An 18,363-nucleotide genomic window follows, 5' to 3' on the forward strand; every position below is an offset into this window, starting at 1 on the left:
TAGGAGACAATCTTCAGTTTACCTGGCTTGGTATATCAGTTAACAAATTGACAATTAAAAAGGCGAACATTAATGAAATGACTTTAATGGCAAGCTTTAACATTAATAATAAAAACGACTTTGTATTACCTTTAGATAAAGTTAATTATTCACTCTCAACGGGTAATAAGTCATTACTGAATGGTGTTTTAAATAACCAAAAAATTACCCAAGGTAAAGATAAAATTAACATTCCTTTGACCTTAAAAACCAATCAATTAATTACCAATGTTTTTAGCCTATTAAAAAATCCAAACTTGCCACTGACAATCAAAGTAGATAGCCCGCTATTTAACTATAAGACAACCCAGAGCTCAAATTTAACTAGTCTGTTGTAGGATCATTTCAGTAAACAATTATACTTTGAGGAAAGTCATTCCCGAGTTGTTTTATCGGGAATCTCATCATCAATACTTAAATATATAACGCTGACTCAAACATAAAACAAGATCTCCGATTAAAACCTTCGGAGATGACGAATGGAAGAATAACGTTACTTGAGGCTCTAATTTTCTACACGGATGTAGTTGTTAAGCAATAGAATCAATCATCGATAAGAAAAACCTTAACCGAGGTCATTCCCTAGTTGAATTATCGGTAATCTATTTTTAGCATTAAACCAAAACAAAAAAGCCAACAATATATAAATATTGATGGCTTTACTAAATGATTAAAGTTTAGTTATTTAAAGCGTAACCGCCTTTTAAATGACCTACGTTTTTATAGCCTAAACGTGCCAATGCTTGCGCTGCAATATGAGAGCGACTGCCACTACGACATACTAATACTAGTTGCTCAGACTTATCTTGATGTGCACCAATAAAATCAACCAAACGCGTAAGCGGTACGTTTATACCAAATTTTTGCGCATGTCCTAATGCATATTCATGTGGTTCTCTAATATCAATTAGCGTCATATCACCTGACTGAGACATAGCATCAGATAAAGTTTGCGAGTTATAATCAATAACAGGTTTTGTATTGCAAGACTCTACAAACGCACCACACATGATTTCACTGCCCGTTTCATCATTAATATTAGTATCTAGCGCTGTTTTTTCTGTTACAAAATCGGCAACTGTAATCTCTTTATTAATCACGCGAGATAATAAGCAGTTACGACCCATCTCTGCCGCTATGGTGGTCACAAATTCATTATGATAATCATGGCTAGCACATAACAAACTGTCAGTGCCTACTATGCTGTGTAATAGCTGAATACTTTGTAGCATTTGCTCTGAACTACTTGTTGAGAAGTTAGTTCGCCCTAAGCTGCCCATTAAAATCATATCGCCACAGAATACATACTCTGTTTTAAGCTGGTTATTTACTTCAGAGCATAAAACTAAACTAATGCTATCATCGGTATGACCTGGCGTTGCTACTTTTACTAAGTATTTTTCGCCCACTTTGATCATAGGGTAGCTTTGACCATTTAATATTTTAGCGTCACAGTGAACTGGCCAACCTAATGCACCTGTTTTTTGTGACAAATCTAAATTATCAACCAATTGACCGCGATCAGATACATGATCGGCATGACCATGAGTATCAATCACCGCAGTTAACGTTAAATTTTGGCAATTTAATACGGTTGATAATCTTTCAGTGATTTCTGCAAGCGGGTCAATTACTACCGCAGATTTTGTTGCTTGATCTACATATAACCAAGTACAACTACCACCAACTTTAAACTGCACTAAACCTGCCAGATCTGCGCGAGGATTTAAATCATCTGCATCAAGGGTTAAACAGCTTTGACCTAAAGCTTGTGCTGATTGAATAATACGCTCACACGCCATATCAATTTGATCTTGTGTCATCGCAGGGCCAAACGACATACGGATCGCCGACTCACTTTGCCATGCAGGTAAACCCATAGCATCTAATACAAAACTACGTGTTACTTTAGAGCTACAAGCAGAACCTGAACTCACACGAATATTAGCCGCATCAAATAAATCCATAATTTCTTTAGAGCTAAAACCAGGAATCGCAAAATTTAACGTGGTAGGCACGCTATTTTCAAAGCTATGATTAAATACCACTTCAGGAAAAGACTGCTTAAGTGCTGCAACTAATTGCGCTCTAAAATTATGTAGTTGCTCAACATCAGTAAAAGATTCATCGTTAGTTGATAACAACATATCAAAAATCACATTCAATGCCGCTAAGCCCGGTAAATTCTCAGTACCAGAGCGCAAACCACCTTCTTGACCGCCACCAGCAATAAATGGTGTAAAAGGTGCATTTTCACGAATATAAACAAAACCTATGCCTTTAGGGCCATATAATTTATGACCACTAAACGGTGCGTAATCAATACTCGTATTGGCTAAATCTAAAGATGTTTTACCAAGTGCTTGAACACAATCAACCATCCAGTAAATACCGGCGTTATTATCACGTATTACTTTTTCTAAACGTGCTAAATCTTGATAAACGCCAGTCTCATTATTCACCGCCATAGTACAAATCATTAAAGCATTGGGTACTTCATTAGCAATAAACTCTAAATCTAAATCACCATCACGATTAACCGGAATCGCTTTTACTTCTGCATTAATTTCAAGAATATTATTCCAATGCTTTAACGACTCAGGTACCGCTTTATGCTCAGTTGCGCCATATAAAATCGTGTACTTTTTACCAGCTTGCATTTGCGACTTAGCACTATAAAGCCCAGATAAAATACCTGTTTGAATACCTTCAGTCGCACCACTGGTAAAAATAACCTCTCCATTACCTGACCCTAAAACCTGTTTAGCCTTATCACGCGCATTATCCATAATCTGCTTCGCTTGCAGACCAGAAATATGGCTACTACTTGGATTACCAAACATCGTTTCCATCGTCGTTAAAGCCGCAGCTGCAGCTTGTGGCAATACCGGCGTCGTTGCATTGGCATCAAGATAAATTTGGCTTAAAGATTTTTGGACGGTCATATACAGGCTCTTTATATTGATTCAATCAAATATAACTAAATGATATAAGTAATTACATATAGCTATATTAACAAGATAACATCACGATTCAAGCTTTAATTTTTGTTCAAATTGAGCAAAATCAAAACAAGCCATATAAAACAGGTGTATAGAGGTTTTTTAAAAACAATAAAATCTGATGAAATTTTGAGCTTTTATTAAAGAGGGTAAAACAAAGGAAAGCTTGGTGGTTAAGGTTAAGTCATACAAAAAGATATAAGGTAATAAATATGATGACCGATTAAACGCAAAACCTTTTTAGTTTTGTGTTTTCAAGGGGGAATCAAAATATGAATTGAAACGCATCACTTTGGGGTATTTTGATTCATATCTGAACTATTCCAATGTTGGCTTTTTCAGTTATACAATTCAATTTGTATCCCACAATCAATAGCACTTAATAGTTCTCTAAAGTTTAAATCTATTTCTCAAACCCAAACCAAACAAGAAAATAGATAGGTATGAAACCCCCGAGTGGGTATAGCCAAACAAAGTATAGTAATCTGGCACACCATCAGGATATAAACTCTTTTGAGCCTCTTGTTTTGTGCCTTTTGAAAGTGAGATAAATGGGGTTGAAAGCGCCACCGATAAAGTAAGTGACTTTTCAAATCTATGCTTAAGTTTTGAGTCGTTAGTCTGAACCCAATTAAAAAGGACAAACAAAGAAATTGAAATTAATAACAAGCAAAATGGCTTTAATATACTCTGACCATAATTACTTGTTATTGAAAAGAGCTTATCCAATAACGATTGAAGACTATTCAACTCTCCCCACCTTCTCGCTCTTTGCTCATCAGCATGAAACGCTAAGGCTTTTTTGTGCTTCTTGTTGGACTCTGCTATTTCTTTTAACCTGCAAAGACACTCAGCATCTTCAGTCTCAACTGGTTTACGAAAACAGCAAATTTTAGCCGTTCTTCTTAATTTAACGTTTAACTGGCTTAAATCAACATGGTGACTTGTTTTTGTCAGTCGCAGATCTGGCACGCAGTCAAAATCCCCTTTTAACTCTAATATCTTTGCAAATGACGCCCCTTGAAATGAGAGCTTATCTACTCTGACACCTTCTTTATTGGTATTATCAAAGTGAACACTTTCATTAAAGATTGCTTTATAAAAAACTATTTCTCTGGGTTGACTTGATGCAATATCTTTAGAGGCAGAGTCATCTTCTAACATAAGGTTAAGGTCTTTTTCGAACACCGCATTAGAGCAATCTAATTTAGACTTAAAAATAGCTTTATTAAAAAATGTCGTTCCTGAAAAAGTAGCTCCTCTAAAATTAACGCATTTATGAAATGTTACACCTTGAAAGTTTACATCACCTCTAAATTGAGTATGTTGAAAATTAGCATATGAATAGAAGTTTGATTTCGTAAATGTGGTTTTGTCATTGAAGATAAAATGTGAAAAGCTAATTGACCTAGCTAAATTAAGAAGCTCAGTGATTTCTGTATCGTTAACGTACTTCTCTTTTAATTTCTCTAAGTCAAAATCAATGTTATCAAGCTTGATATGAGTATTTTCATTTTCCTTAAAGAAGTCATTCCATGGCCCAGAGCCTTGTAATATTAATTTTAGCGCTTCCCTTTCATGTAGCACATCGAATTCCATTAACCTAACGCCCCTAACATCATTTTCAGAAGTTATAATTTAATATATTTCAACTTATTAAGCATCATTTACATGATTTTATGATTAAAAAAACAACGGAAAAAAAACAACGGGGTCAAAAAAACAACGGGGTCAGGTCTTGCATCGTGCACAAATATCAATTTTGACTCCAATTTCCCTTTAATCACACCTGAAAAGTTTTAATTGATGAGCAATAGCAAACAGGATGTTTGCTAAGTCATGCTTGCTACATGGACGTAGCTCTCATGACGTTTGCGTTCACATAAATTGAAAGTTTGAAGATCAGTGTGCCAATTATTTATAAAAGCAGGGGCGACTTTTTGTTATGAAATACGTCCTGTATTTCACCCTACGGGTCAGCTAAAACTGTTCAAATTTATTCCCGATAAATTTGTGGTTCATTCTTTTTGGTCTTTGTTTTAGAAGGGAGTAAAAGAATGAACAAAAAACCGAGTTGAACTCAGGCTTAAAATCAAACTCACAAACAAGATTCCCGATAAAACACCTCGGGAATGACGGATGAAAGTTGCTATGTAAAAACTAATAACTGAGTTCAACCACAAATATCAAACAACACTATTGGTGGCTAAAGCCATTCCTATATTAATTACGAATTCCCACCATCTACAACTGAAACCTGAACTGTACCAACATTTTCAATAGCTACTTTTAAATCTTTAGTACCAAAAGCAACTGATGCACCTAATAATGAACGAGCAATACCATCTAAAATTTGCTCTGGGCTCAAATCCAATTCATCACATTTAGTTGAAATTACATCCATTAACTCTTGTGATTGCACATCACTAATACTGCTTTCTTGTGTCAAAATTTAAACCTCATTAATTATTATATTGATACTGATATTTAGCATTAAAGTAATTCTACACATTCGTTGTAAACGGTGCTAACTCAACTGGTTTTTAAATGCCATTCGCGGCTAAAGCCAGCTCCTACACCTTACCCTATAACCACATTTTAAAACGCCATGTGAAATATTTAGTTACTGTACCTGTAACAAAGTATGTATACTATCTACCGCTTACTTCACATCTGTTGAAGTAAGATTAAAACAATAACATCAAGGAAATAAGATGAACACAGAAGTGCCAGAGAACGCATCTATAACACACGGTGCTGATGCACCAAAACAAACTAGCATTCTAAATTTTGAGTTCCGTGGAGACGGAATGGAATATTTCAAAATTTGGATTGTGAATATATTATTAACCATAGTCACTTTAGGTATTTATTCAGCTTGGGCTACGGTAAGAAATAATCGTTACTTTTATTCAAATCTATATTTAGAAAATACTAACTTTCGCTATCTAGCAGATCCGATCACCATATTAAAAGGTCGAATTATCGCAATAGTCGCTTTTATTGCTTACTATGTTGCAAGTATTTATGCCCCTATCTTTGGAGTGATGATTGCCATAGCACTCGTGTTTGCCATTCCTTATTTTGTGAATCAATCAGTGGCATTTACTAATAGAATGTCGGCATATAAAAACATACAATTTCGCTTTAAAGGCTCTTATGGCGAAGCCTTTATGGTGATTTATATTTGGCCATTATTAGGTGTGTTAACATTGGGCATTTTATATCCTTTAGCTATCCTTAAAGCCAATGAGTATTTTGTAAGAAATAGCGCATACGGTACAACTCAATTTGATTTTAAAGCGACTTATAAAGATTACGGCATGATCTTTTTAACTATGATAGGCATTGCATTAGCAATTGGTATTCCTATGGGGTTACTCACTTATTTAGTACCAGCTTTTGCAATGATTTCTCCTTTTGTTATCTTTGCGGTTTATTTTGGTTTATTTGTTTATTTTATGGTGTCTATGACCAATGTATTTTACGCAAGCTTAAGTTTAGTAGAACATAAATTTGATGCAAAACTAACAGTAACAGGGCAAACCAAAGTTATTTTAATCAACTTATTCTTTACCATTATCACTCTGGGCTTATACCTACCTGCAGCAAAAGTAAGAATGACTAAATATATCTGTTCATGTATTACAATGCATGCGCAAGGTAGTTTAGACACCTTTACAGCAGCTGAAAAAGAAAATATCAGCGCATTAGGTGAAGAAATGGGTCAAGTATTTGATTTTGCTTAAGCAAGGAACACCATGTTAATAGACGGAATCTATTTAGATGGTAAAACCTCTAAACGCCATAATGCGCGTTTAGAGGTGATTAATGACCATAAACTCATACATATTCATTTGACTGATCAACAGCAATCACTGTGTTTTGATTTTAAACAATGCAATATAGAATCTCGCTTAGGCAATACACCTAGAGAAATCGCTTTTACTGATGCGCAATTATTTATCACCGATAATAATGACGATGTTGATACTTTTTCTCAATGGCAGCATAGTAGCAATAACAAATCATTGTTATATCGCTTAGAAAATAACTTGCCGATGATATCGGTATTTACGCTTGCCACGATTGTTTTTTTATATAGCGCCATTGTTTATGGGATCCCATCAGCAGCAAAAGTAATCGCGCATAATGCCCCTGGCTTTACTTCAGATAAGTTTTTTTCTAGCTTAGATGTGCTAGATAATACCGTATTTGAACCTTCTGAATTATCGTTGGATAAACAGCAAGAAATTAGAGCATTAGCCTCACCGTATTTAGCACTGCATTCAGATTTAACACCTAAACTTGAATTTAGATCTGGCATGCAAGCAAATGCACTGGCTTTACCTAACGGTGTTATCGTATTCACTGATGAGTTTGTTAAGTTGGCACAATCTGATGATCAATTAGTTGCTGTTTTGTTTCACGAATTAGGTCACTTGAAACATAAACACATGACGCAAAGAATATTACAAGATGCCATGATCACACTTATGGTAGTGTTTATCACTGGTGATGTTGAGACTTTTGATTTAATTACAGGTTTGCCTACTTTAATTTTAGATATGTCTTACTCAAGGGAATTTGAGATTGAAGCAGATAATTACGCACTACAGCAGCTCGATAAACATAATATTCCATTACAAAGCTTTGTATCAATTATGAGAAATTTAGAAAGTTATTATCAAGCAGATGATGATTCGCAATCAGGTTCTTTCACTGATTTTCTATCAACTCATCCAAGCACCGAGCAAAGAGTTAAATTAGCAGAGCAGTTTAAATCCGCATTATAATTTATCAATCAAACTAAATACAAAAGGCGCTTTATCGCGCCTTTTTATATCATTTAAATTCAATGTCATTATGAATCTTCACCATCAACAACAGACACCTGAACCATACCAACATTTTCAATATCTAATTTTAAATCTTTCGTGCCAAAAGCAACTGATGCACCTAATAAAGAACGGGCAATACCATCTAAAACCTGTTCTGGGCTCAAATCTAACTCATCACATTTAGTTGAAATAACATCCATTAACTCTTGTGATTGAACATCACTAATACTGCTATCTTGTGCCAAAATTTCACCCTTAACTTAGATTTACTGTGTCAGTTTAAATAATTTTATATATTAGCTATAAATACATATAATTAGAATGCTTTTGTGAGCATGAAATATTGGCAAGATAGTTAAGTAAATCACATAAAAATATCAAAAACCTAAACGTGTTTTTAGCACTTGTAAATTACGCCTTGAAATAGAAATTGGCGTTATGTGATTTAGTTCAATTTCGCAGGTATCTCCTACCCCTAAATCAGTTTGCGTAACAGAATTTAAATTAACAATTTGCTGGCGATTTGCTTGTAAAAAATCACTTTCAGGCAGTCGATTTAAAATATTCACTAACGGCTTTTTAATGTAGGCATTTTTTTTACCAAAAAAAACGCGCGTATAGTTTTTACAACTTTCAAAATAATCTATATCAGCCAATGGTACTAAATGACAATGTTCACCATCTTTAATAAAGACTTTACTGGTCATGGTTAGCTTTATTTCTGGCTCAACTTCTTTAGGTGTTACATATTCAGTATCTTGGTTGGATTGTGCTGTTAATTTAGCAACAGCATCGCTTAGTCGAGTTTTACTGATAGGTTTAAGCAAATAATCAACAACGTTATAATCAAAAGATCGCAATGCATGTTCATTATAGGCCGTAGTAAAAATCACTTTGGGTGAATAATTTAATTTCTCAAGTAAATCAAACCCACTTTCTCCTGGCATATGTATATCTAAAAATAATACATCGGGTTGCTTACTTTCTATTAGCGCTAGGGCACAGGCCACATTATCAGCATCACCTATCACATTTATTTCATCATAGGCCGCTAATAAGCGAATTAAACCATGGCGCGCTAAACGCGAATCTTCAATTACGGCAGCATTTAACATCGACTTTCCTTAGGTAGCTCCAGAGTTGCAATAAATAAATTGTCTTTAACTTGAGTATTAAAAGAGGCTTTATTGCCATAAAGTAAATGTAAGCGGTCTCGAATATTGGCAATCCCTATTTGCATGCTCGAAACCGATACATCATTTTTTGTGGGTAATGTATTAGCTAAACTCAAAGTCAGTGTATTATCTGTTTGGCTTGAAGTGAGTTTAATTGTGCCTGCGGTTGTCGAACTTTCTACACCATATTTAACAGCGTTCTCAACTAATAATTGCAGCATCATAGGTGGGATCATTAAGTTGTGGCTATTGTTAGGAACTTCGTTAATAAAGTTAAGTTTATCTTCATATTGCACTTTAATAAGTTGCATATATTTATTAAGCATTGCTAACTCATCATTTAAAGAAACTTTGTTGGATTGCGAAATTTCTAATGCATAACGCAGTAATTCAGACAAATTCACCATCATATCATCAGCCATATCAACTGATTCGGCAATCATAAAGCGTATATTATTGAGTGAGTTAAACAAAAAATGTGGATTAAGTTGCGTATTTAAATTTTCTAATTGTGCCGATTTTAACGAATTAGCTAACTCTAAGCTTTTCATTTTTGCAGATAAGGCATGCCTTTGATGAGTAATACTGGTGTAAATAAAAATCCATGAACACATAAACAATTGTGTTTGTAACGATTGTTTAAGCATAAAAGCTGTTGAAAAGGCAGATAGTAATTGTGTACCTTTGCCAATATAAGCTTGATAAATAGGATTAAAATAAGGCACAAAATAACATGTGATAATAATCACGCTGGTGATCAAAATCGAAAGCAAAGTACCAATAAATAACAAGCTTGGGATTTGCTTTCGATATTCAATTTGATACCAAGAAAATGTATTAAATGTATACCTAAATACCAAAGCAAATAAGGTAAACAATCCCATAAACAAACACGATACCTTTGAAATATTGTGATTGATTTGACCATTACTCATTGACGTAATTAGGTCAACACCAATAACAATAAATAAGGCACAGCAATGATAAATCCAAAAGGTAAAATCGCGCGGTAAAAACTTTATTTTCATAATTTTATTATGGGCACTTAACGTGCCCTATTCTTATAATTAAGCTGATAATTGAATCGCAAAAAGTTTATAACTCATTAAATATACTGCGAATAGTGTATGGGCCATTACTATACTGCTCAGATAAAAACGATGAAAGCCTTTCTCTAGTTTTTTAAATTGCTTGCAACATAACCAAACAGTTAACATTACCAATACAGGATAAAGTGTCGTTGTAAGCAGCAAAATTGGATCTATCCAAACTAAATTCTCAAATAAAATTGACTCATCAACCAATAAAATAGGTAACACAGCGGCCAATATTAGGGCAGTACACATAAATATCAATAAACGCGGTAATGATAATGCCGCTTTTGGCTTACGACGAACTTGCATTACTAAACGCGTTAGTACTGAATAAAACACATAAAAAACATTAGTTAAAATCAGTATCATACTCAATGCTAAAGTAGCAGCTTTAGCATAAAACACCCATGCAACTGTTTTTTGATACACATCTGAGTGGCGCAATAAAACTTCTCCTGAAATGGGGTCATTGGCTAATGTAACTTGTGCCAACCCTTTTGAGCTATACAATACAGCGCTATTATCTTGTTGATGATAGGCCAGTTGGTATCCACCTAATAACCAAGTGAATGTCAGCCCTTTATCAAAAGTATTCACCTTAACGGCACTTGTAAAATAGTCTGTGATATTGCTTAAGCTCATAGTTGAATTTATTTTTGTATAAATACCATTTGTCTTGCTAAAAACAGGATTAAGTAATTGCGGTGTTTTTTTAGCGATTATGCTCTTTTCAATTAAGTGATCGGCAATTACAGATTTTATTTCATTAAAAGCGGCTCCAGATACTTTAGATAAAGCAAAGGCAAAACCTGATTGTGTTTTTGGGTTGTATCTAATCGCACTAATCGCACCTGGAATACCACCATTGTGGCCATAAAATAACTGACCTTTAATACTATCTTTTGCATGAGCAAAACCTTGAAACGTTGTTAACCCACCAGCAAAACCTAACTCTGATTCAATTCTCTGCATACGCTCAACTGATTTAGCTGTTAAAACTTGGCTTTGTTCTGGATGTAAAAATAAATTGATAAACTTAGCCATATCTTCCATTGAAGCAGTTAAAGCAGATGCCGGGCGCGTGGCAATATGTTCAAAACCCACTTCAAGTCCATTGTTAAAATGCGGAGTCACACCAAAGGAGTTCCAGTTATCAGGTTTTAAAATAGCGCTATTATTCATATCTAAAGGCTTAAATATATGCATATCAACATAGTCTGAAAATGTCATGCCTGATACAACTTCAACAATACGTGCAGCAACAGTTGGCCCTGTATTACTGTAAGCTGAACGTGTTCCAGGTACCCAACGACTCACGCGACTTTGTGGATAAATCTCGAGTATACTTTTTAATGACAACGCATCATCTTTTAATATCTTTTGCTCTGCAGGATGGCTATCCCAACCAGTTGTATGTTCTAGTAAATGCATTATTTTTACTGGATTAGTTTGGTACCATGGGTTTTCAAATTGAATACCTGGTGCGATATCTTTTAAATTATCTGTTAAAACCAATTTACCTTGTTCTTGCAGTTGTAATATTGCAATGCCAGGAAGTAACTTTGTGATTGAGCCAAATCTAAAAAGGTGTTTACCGGTAACCTGCTCTTGATGTGCTTTATTAGCAATACCAGATGCATATACTTTGGCTGGTTTATTTGCCTCAATAATTGTGACACCTAAGGCTTGCACACCGTACTTTTCTCGTATCGAAGTGATTTTTTGTTCTAATGTATCGACGTTGTTAACTTGCTGAACGTTGCTAGCTGAGCTGATAAATGAAATCATCAACACTATAAGCGTCAAACACACTGATTGAATTTTCTTAGATTTATTAAATAGATTCATAAAGTTCCCCTTTTTTTAGCTATTTTAGGGAATACAAAATTAATTCAGTAAAAAAGGTGCCGACTTGAGGATATCAGAATTAAACGGTTGTAAATTCAGTTAAACGGTTTTAAGCAAGGTCGTGATCATAAAACCTATTCACAATTTGACTTGATTAACCCTAAGATGACTAATCAATTTAAATCTAACGCTAGACGCCAAGCGGCGCCTATTGCTAAAAAAGTCTTTATTGCTTGTTGCCTTTACGAATAACTTCTAATGCTTTATTCAGGGCAGGATCAGTACCATCAACACCCCAATCTGCTGGGATAACCGCTATGTTTGCCTCAAAATCTTCACGATAGGTACCATCCACATGAAATAATCTTTCAAAACCTAGGTATAAAACACTGTTACTCTCGCCTAAGTTCAAGCTTTTAATGCCACCCAATAAATCAGCAACAGGCGCACCTATTATTGCTCTAGCACCAAGCGCATCAAATCCAATCATCATGCCTTCACCTATACTACCTGTCCACCGCCCAGCTAAAACCACAAAAGGTTTACTATAAAAAGGTGTATTAGGTTTAGCAAAAGCTTGCTGCATTTGAGCTTCTTGAAACATCACTCCATTTTCTTGCAATTGATATAATTGATAAGCTGTTTTTTGTTTAACAAAATGACCTAAGATTGGCTCCGCAACACCTGTATTACCACCACTTGGTATATTTCGTAAATCTATAATCAATGCTTCTGTATCAATGAGGTTTTCGATTGCTTCTTTAAAAGCTGTTACGGTATCGGAATTACCTAACGAATTGTTAAAACGAATATAACCGACTTGATTTATACTTTTATAAGATAATACAGGCGCTTGTTTTGCAAGGTTAATCGCTTCATAAGTAGCGGCTAGTTCAAATCTTTTTTTGTTAGCACCTTGCAGCACTGTCAGTGTTCTAGCCTGATTTCTTAAACCTCCTAACGCGATATTTAAACCCCACTCTTTTTGTTTAATTGATAAATTAGCGAAATCGCCTCCAAATACTTGGTTAATAGCCTCATCTACGGATAAACCATCAACAGAGATAATGACATCATTAACTTGTAGCTGTGATTTATATGCAGCACTATTGAACTTGATATCTTCAACCAAATATTTCCCTGCTTGGTATACAGCCCAAATATCAGAACCAGTTGGCGTCACACTATAATCTTTTTCATCCATAGGCCCCATAGCTAAATGTGGGTCACGGTAATAGCGTAAAAAAATTTGAATTACGTCAATAAATTCTCTTTCATTTTTAGCAGCTAATCCTTTCTCTTTATATCGAGCCAATAATTTTGCTGTATCGACACCTGTACTATTTTGGTAAGCGTAATTCTGAGTAAAATTGTGCGTAAATTCTTGCCATGCAGACTCTGTATCAAACTCTTTTTGGTTGGCAGAGCTGGCAGGTAAAGTGACTACAAATAAAAATAATATTATTATACTTCTCATTTTATTCCTTTAATGATGTTAACCCTAATTAGTGGATTGATTTAACTGTCGCTACAGTTTCAAATAGAATAAAGAATAAAATTAATTTAGTAAACAACGCCTTATCTCCTCCTCTCATTTATTCAAACCGTTAATCACAATAAACCTCTTGAGCCTCTGTTTTTCTTTAGTCTTGCTGCCAACTAAACATATGATAAAAAACTAAAACTGGTTAACTTTATTGCAAGTTAACCAGTTTTCCCCTTCATATGAGGTTAACTATTGAGTTCTATGCTCAAAACTAAAGCTTTGTTCTGTAATAAGCTTGCCGCTACCATCTGTTGGTGTGGTATAAAATTCAACATTAAGCTCATCTTTGCTGTTATCTAAATTGATATGTGCAAAGCCCCATACAAAACTTTTAGACCAAACTAAATCGTATTCAGGGTAGTTTCGCTCTTGAAATTCAGCAAATGGTGTATGTTTACCACGCATTTTAGATGCTGCCCCACTGATGATTAAGGGTAACTTTTTACCTGACTCATTTGTATATTTAGAGCAGTCATCAGTTAATAATTCTAAGTCATGCTCATGGCCAGCAATATAGGCATCAGCATTTTCACATAATGACGGCATTAATAACTTACGTAAAACATGACCTTCGCTATATTTAGTACCGCCAATCGACCAAAGAATATGATGACCGTAAACAAGCTTCCATTTAGCTGTTGAGTTTTCTAAGCCTTCAGCCAACCATTTTAGTTGTTTGGTATCTTCACCTTTAGCTGGTTTTTCATGTGGTTCATGCTCTTCAAGCTCTGCAGTGCCGTCAGCAATCGCAATATGATCCGGTTTTTCACTGCCATCAGGATTAAGCGGTACTTCGTAAAAAGTTTGCCCAGATAACAACATATTGGTATCTAATACAAAAAACTCTACATCGTTACCCGGCTCACCTATTTTGTAGCTGTAATAACCATTGGCATCTAAATGAAAATTAGGTTGCTGTGCCATCCACTGCGTTTGTAAGGCAACCCCTTTACGAGATGTCTTCCAATCATGATTACCTAATGCAGAATACACAATTAGCTCTGGCTGCTGTTCAAACAAAGGCTTTAATGGTGCTAATATTAAGTCATTCATTCGTTTTTGATCATCTTTACCATCCGCTGCTGCAGCACCATCAGGGTATATATTATCCCCTAATTGAATACCAAATTCACAAGCTTTAGTTTTACATAAGCTTGCCATCGCGGTGCCTACAGCGAGTGCTCCGCCTTGTTCTGTGGCAATTTGGGTATTTGGATACACATAAATAGGTGCATGATCAAACTCAGACATAGGGCGATAATCTTCTTGCCAGTCTTCACGTTCTTTTTCTATAAATTGCGCTTTATTTCTAGGGTTTTTAATATGCTTAGTTTTAGGATAATCCACATGATAACCACCATCACCAAAAGCTAAAAAATTAATATCTTTAGCTGCATCAGTTTGTGTATTAGCAGGTTCATTGTTTGAGCAAGCTGAGAGAGCTAAACATAAGCTCGCTGTCAGTAATGTAATTTTTGCAGTCATAATATTTTCTCAATAACAAAATAACCCTATGGCTAATATAACCATAGGGTAAATTTAAAACTTAAAATGATTTAATGGTAAAACCTAACTGGAATGAGCGACCGTATTGCTCATATTGATAGTTATTTTGTGTTTCACCGTGGTATAAATAATAAGGCTCATCGGTAATATTGATGGCATTAAACGATACTTGCATGCTGGTATTTAAATTATATTTCAGGCTGAAATCTAACTGATTATGTGCCGCCTCATATACAGCTGCATCGGCTTCATAAAAACGGAAACTTTCACTTTTATGGGTTGCTGTTAAGCGCGCGCTCATTGCATTGTTTTCATAACCTATCATTAAGTTACCAAAGGTATCTGATTGCGCTGGTAGCTGTGAATCAGCATCTATAAATGTGCCATTTAAACCTAATAATAATCCGTTATTAAAGGTTTTAGTCCAAGCCAGCTCAACACCCGATAACTTAGCATTGCCGCCGTTAACCATTTGTATTACTTCGTCGTATCCATCCCATTGACCATTATCATGCACATCTCTTTGCTCAATAAAATTTGCGATATTTTTATGGAATAAGCCTGCAGATATGACACCGACACGATCAGGATAATATTCAATAGAAAAATCTAAGTTGGATGACTCATATGGGTCTAAATCAGGGTTGCCTACCACTGCTTTACGCTCTGTTGCGATTTGATTACCATCTTGCGTGCTTTCACTTTCAATCATTTGATAAGCAGCAGAATCACCAAATGTTGGTCTTGCTATAGTATTGGTATAAGCAAAACGTGTAACTAAGTTATCGTTAAATTCATATCGTACATTTAAGCTAGGTAGTAAATGGTCGTAATCTTTATCTACCTGCCACGCCTCAATATTTGCGCTTTCTGAATCATTCACTTCATCTATGATCAAATCAACTTTATTACCACTGGTTGAGAACGCAGTATTTTCGTATCTCACACCCGCTACGATATGCCAGTCTTCAATATCCATAGTGACCATGCCGTAGGCTGCAAAAACATCTTCAGTGTTTATGTAGCTTTCGCCTTGAGTTATGATGTCCGATTCATTTTGGTTTATATCAAAGGTAGATTTATTCATCATTACAAAATCATGCAAACCATCTTCATCTAAGCCTTGACCAAATTCACCTAATGCATAATCAGGTGCTGGTGTGGCAAATTCATCAGCTGTCACATCACCAAAACCACCATCATAAACTGTTGCATCTACAGCATTTGTCTTTTCACGGCTGCGATATTTAGCGCCAAACTTGAATTCACCATAGTGATCATCAAAAGTAAAATAGCGCTTAATATCAAAACGAGAACTGATCTCTTCATCTTCTGTTAAGCTGTCTGAATAAGACACTTCATCCATCGCAAAGTTAGTTAAGTCTTGAGAATCAGCAGAATACGTTAACTGTGGTGTTTTACCATTGCTACTGTAACCTAAATCAAAACCTTCGCCATTAAAGTCGGTATCAATACGACCATCTTCGGTTTCGCTCGATTTTGAATAACCAACGCTGTACTCAAATGCCCAATCATCAAATTTATTTTCGCCACCAGCTACCAGAGAGAGGATTTCTTGTACTTGAATACGATCTTTAGTATCTCTATCCATTTGCGCATCAGTATATTGCGCTGCAGAATCGGTTACTGAACTGGCAGCTACTTGGCCTTTATCAAACTTGTATTCGTTTCTTAATCTAAATTCATCATCAGAGAAATCACTATATAAAGTACGTAAGTAATATTTATCAGTTGTACTTGTACGTAAATCAAAATTTAACGCAGCACCTAAACGCTCTCGTGAAATTTCATATGCTCGTTGTTCAATTTCTTCAGCACCAAATATTTCAGTGTCTTCATCCGTGTGTGAATCTTCAACTTCAATGGTGCTCCAGCCACCGTCAGTTTCCATATTGTGTGAACCAAAATCACGCTTAAACCAAGATAGCGCACTTGCTACACCTAGCTCTGCACCTGATTTTAATTCAAACTTATCGGTAAAACTGCCCGAAATTTTTGGGCTGGTTTTTGATACCAATTCATTGTGTGAAGCTTCAGTTGAAAAGCTATCACTTTGCTCCTCACGGTCAAATGCACTTAAACTTTTAACTTCTATCGAGCCACCTACAGCGTTAGCATCCATATCAGGAGTAACAGATTTACTCACTTCTAGGCTTTGAATTAACTCACTTGGAATAACATCCAATGCAACACTTCTGACACCTGCCTCTGGAGATGGCACATTTACACCATTTATGCTGACATTATTTAAATTAGGGTCAATACCTCGTACCCCAACAAAGCGCCCTTCTCCTTGATCTTTTTGAATAAACAGACCCGGTAAGCGCTGAAGCGCTTCCGCTGCATTTTGGTCTGGAAACTGACCGATTGCATCTGCACTGACAACCGATTTTAAATTTTCTGCATTTTTTTGTTGGCTTAACGCGCTGGCTTGCCCTGCAATTTGGCCATAAACAATAATATTTTCGATGCCATTACTTGCATTGCCAATCACATAGTTTTGACTTGAATCTACGCCATCGCTTATTGTTATTTGCTTTTCTACAGGTGCGATACCTATGTAGTGAATTTGTAAGGTATAAGTACCTTGTTTAACATTAGGGAACCTAAACGAACCATCACGTTCAGACACAGTTGATAAATTAAGTTCTTTTATTTTAATCTGTGCGCCATCAAAATATACCGACTGACTTTGGTCGGTAATACGACCTTCAAGATTGCTATCAGCTAAGGCTGATAATGAAATTAAACTAGTACAGGCAAATACGATACTTTTCTTCATTAAACTAAATGATTGTTTGGATCGGTTCATGAGTTTCTCAATGTTAGTTGCGTTCTATTGGTGACGGTTCTTGCTTGGGCAACAAACTAATCGCTATTCATGACAAAAATATTTCAGTTATTTTTAATGCTTTTCAAAAAATAGGATCACAGGTTAATTTGGCGCGAAGTTGGTTATAAATGAGCTGATATGACCCCCTAAATTGTGCATAAAAGATCTGAATTCAACCTTAATTGAAGAGTTTCAATAATAATTTGTAAAAATACTGTCATCTGTGTGAGCTAATATGACCCTGCTTTTAAATTTATTAGCTGTATACCAATTTTGATAATGAAGTTATCACTGAGAGCTTATGAAGATTTAGCATTCTAGGCATGGCTGTGAATTAATTATTATTCCCTTTAGAACTAAACGTCTTTTAGTAGGCTGGTTTCAAAGTGATTTATAGTGGGTTATTGGTTTGATAAGGAAATACATTATCTACAACTAACGCCTTGCCTAAGTACTTT

Annotated in this window: 13 protein-coding genes; 3 read left to right on the forward strand and 10 right to left on the reverse strand. The window is 35.4% G+C overall.

The features are described from left to right. Positions 1-77: 77 nt before the first annotated feature. On the forward strand, positions 78-377 hold the full coding sequence (locus tag PSA_RS01695; protein WP_042148950.1) for an LEA type 2 family protein: 300 nt from the start codon (positions 78-80) through the stop codon (positions 375-377). Between the two features lie 339 nt (positions 378-716). Here the strand turns inward: PSA_RS01695 and PSA_RS01700 are convergent, their stop codons facing one another. The 3 genes from PSA_RS01700 to PSA_RS01710 form a co-directional block, all read right to left on the reverse strand. Beyond that, positions 717-2,984, reverse strand: a complete 2,268-nt coding sequence (locus PSA_RS01700; RefSeq protein WP_042148952.1) for an aminotransferase class V-fold PLP-dependent enzyme — start codon at positions 2,982-2,984, stop codon at positions 717-719. A gap of 447 nt (positions 2,985-3,431) precedes the next feature. Continuing rightward, on the reverse strand, positions 3,432-4,640 hold the full coding sequence (locus PSA_RS01705) for a pentapeptide repeat-containing protein (protein WP_042148955.1): 1,209 nt from the start codon (positions 4,638-4,640) through the stop codon (positions 3,432-3,434). 628 nt (positions 4,641-5,268) lie between these two features. After that, positions 5,269-5,490, reverse strand: coding sequence for a hypothetical protein (locus PSA_RS01710; protein WP_042148958.1), 222 nt, complete (start codon positions 5,488-5,490; stop codon positions 5,269-5,271). Between the two features lie 265 nt (positions 5,491-5,755). On the opposite strand from PSA_RS01710, the gene PSA_RS01715 reads away from it, so the two are divergent. Further along, positions 5,756-6,790 carry a YjgN family protein gene (locus PSA_RS01715; protein WP_052380125.1) on the forward strand — a complete coding sequence of 345 codons (1,035 nt, stop codon included), beginning with the start codon at positions 5,756-5,758 and terminating at the stop codon, positions 6,788-6,790. Between the two features lie 12 nt (positions 6,791-6,802). Next, positions 6,803-7,837 carry a M48 family metallopeptidase gene (locus tag PSA_RS01720; RefSeq protein WP_042148962.1) on the forward strand — a complete coding sequence of 345 codons (1,035 nt, stop codon included), beginning with the start codon at positions 6,803-6,805 and terminating at the stop codon, positions 7,835-7,837. Between the two features lie 68 nt (positions 7,838-7,905). Here the strand turns inward: PSA_RS01720 and PSA_RS01725 are convergent, their stop codons facing one another. The 7 genes from PSA_RS01725 to PSA_RS01755 all read right to left on the reverse strand — a co-directional run bounded on the left by PSA_RS01725 (position 7,906) and on the right by PSA_RS01755 (position 17,884). Next, a complete protein-coding gene (locus tag PSA_RS01725; protein ID WP_042148965.1) occupies positions 7,906-8,127 on the reverse strand; it encodes a hypothetical protein in 222 nt (73 codons plus the stop codon). A 132-nt stretch (positions 8,128-8,259) separates the two neighbouring features. Next, positions 8,260-8,997, reverse strand: a complete 738-nt coding sequence (locus tag PSA_RS01730; protein WP_042148968.1) for a LytTR family DNA-binding domain-containing protein — start codon at positions 8,995-8,997, stop codon at positions 8,260-8,262. Further along, complete coding sequence (locus tag PSA_RS01735) at positions 8,991-10,085, reverse strand: sensor histidine kinase (RefSeq protein ID WP_082305601.1); 1,095 nt, start codon at positions 10,083-10,085, stop codon at positions 8,991-8,993. Before PSA_RS01735 ends, PSA_RS01730 begins: the two co-directional genes overlap by 7 nt. Before the next feature lie 39 nt (positions 10,086-10,124). Further along, positions 10,125-11,999 (reverse strand): serine hydrolase, encoded by a 1,875-nt coding sequence (locus PSA_RS01740; RefSeq protein WP_042148972.1) that lies wholly within the window; start codon positions 11,997-11,999, stop codon positions 10,125-10,127. A 226-nt stretch (positions 12,000-12,225) separates the two neighbouring features. Further along, positions 12,226-13,476 (reverse strand): S41 family peptidase, encoded by a 1,251-nt coding sequence (locus PSA_RS01745; RefSeq protein ID WP_042148975.1) that lies wholly within the window; start codon positions 13,474-13,476, stop codon positions 12,226-12,228. Between the two features lie 258 nt (positions 13,477-13,734). After that, entirely contained in the window at positions 13,735-15,030 is a 1,296-nt protein-coding gene (locus PSA_RS01750) for a metallophosphoesterase (protein ID WP_042148978.1), read from the reverse strand. Between the two features lie 61 nt (positions 15,031-15,091). Further along, positions 15,092-17,884, reverse strand: coding sequence for a TonB-dependent receptor (locus tag PSA_RS01755; RefSeq protein ID WP_042148981.1), 2,793 nt, complete (start codon positions 17,882-17,884; stop codon positions 15,092-15,094). Positions 17,885-18,363: the final 479 nt, after the last annotated feature.

It is taken from the genome of Pseudoalteromonas sp. '520P1 No. 423' (assembly GCF_001269985.1).
Taxonomy (GTDB): domain Bacteria; phylum Pseudomonadota; class Gammaproteobacteria; order Enterobacterales; family Alteromonadaceae; genus Pseudoalteromonas.